2 protein-coding genes are annotated in these 1307 nt (G+C 73.7%); one reads left to right on the top strand and one right to left on the bottom strand.

Going from position 1 to position 1307, the window contains the following annotated elements:
* Window positions 1-748 (top strand): threonine ammonia-lyase (locus ONA70_RS36335; RefSeq protein WP_265010998.1); only part of this gene is annotated, 748 nt, incomplete at its 5' end.
* Window positions 749-799: 51 nt separating this feature from the next.
* Here ONA70_RS36335 and ONA70_RS36330 read toward each other — a convergent pair.
* Window positions 800-1307 (bottom strand): prolyl oligopeptidase family serine peptidase (locus ONA70_RS36330; protein ID WP_265010997.1); only part of this gene is annotated, 508 nt, incomplete at its 5' end.

Below are 1307 nucleotides of genomic sequence, written 5' to 3'. Positions count from 1 at the left end.
GGTGACCCACTCCTCGGGCAACCACGGCCAGGCCCTCGCCTACGCGGCCCGATCGTTCGGCGTGCCCTGCACGGTGGTCGTCCCCGAGGGCGCGCCGCAGGTGAAGGTGGACCGGATCCGGGCGCTCGGCGCCGAGGTACGGCTGGTGCCCCCGGCCCGGCGGCTCGTCGAGGCGGAACGGATCGTGGCCGACACCGGGGCGGTCCTGGTGCCGCCGTTCGACCACCCTCGGATCATCGCCGGGCAGGGCACCATCGGGCTGGAGATCGTCGACGACCTGCCCGAAGTGGACGTGGTGCTGGTGCCGGTGGGCGGCGGTGGCCTCGCCTCGGGTGTGGCCACCGCGGTCAAGGCGCTGCGTCCGTCGGCCGAGGTGATCGGGGTGGAACCTGAGCTGGCCGCCGACGCCCGGGACTCGCTCGCCGCCGGGGAGGTGGTGGTCTGGGACGTCGAGCGGACCCACCGCACCAGCGCCGACGGGCTGCGTACCAACCTGTCCGAGCTGACCCTGGCCCACCTGCGGGAACGGCTCGACCGCATCGTCACGGTCACCGAGGAGGAGATCGGCGCGGCGCTGGTCCGGCTGGTCCGGGATGCCCGGCTGGTGGCCGAGCCGAGCGGGGCGGTCGCGCTGGCGGCCCGGCTGTTCCACCGCGACGAGCTCCCGTCGGGGCGTACCGTCGCCGTGGTCACCGGCGGCAACGTCGAACCCGCGGTGCTCGCGTCGGCGCTTGGCTCCGGGTGTTAGGAGGGGCCCCTCCGGCGCGCCAGGCGTTGACCGGGGGCCCCTCCTGACATCTCAGGCGCGGCCGAGGCGGTTCAGGATCCAGGCGTTGATGAACGCCTCCTCGCGCCAGGCGTCGTACCGGCCGCTGGGGCCGCCGTGTCCGGCGCCCATCTCGGTCTTGAGCAGGTAGTCGCCCTGCGGTGCGACGGCGCGTAGCCGGGCGACCCACTTGGCCGGCTCGTGATAGAGCACCCGGGTGTCGTTGAGGCTGGTCACCGCGAGGACCGCCGGGTAGTCGACCTCGGTCACGTTCTCGTACGGGGTGTACGACTTCATGTACGCGTACACCTCGGCGTCGTCGAGGGGGTTGCCCCACTCCTCCCACTCGGTGACGGTGAGCGGCAGGGACGGGTCGAGGATCGAGGTGAGCGCGTCCACGAAGGGCACCTGCGCGACGATCCCGGCGAAGGCGTCCGGGGCCAGGTTGGCCACCGCCCCCATCAGCAGGCCGCCGGCCGAGGCGCCCCGGGCGACCAGCCGGTCGGTCGTCGTCCAGCTGGCCTTGACCAGGTGCCGGGCA

It is taken from the genome of Micromonospora yasonensis, assembly GCF_026013475.1.
Classification (GTDB): Bacteria; Actinomycetota; Actinomycetes; order Mycobacteriales; family Micromonosporaceae; genus Micromonospora; species Micromonospora yasonensis.
Note: the sequence above shows the minus strand (reverse complement) of the source record. Positions and strands in the feature narration are given on the sequence as shown.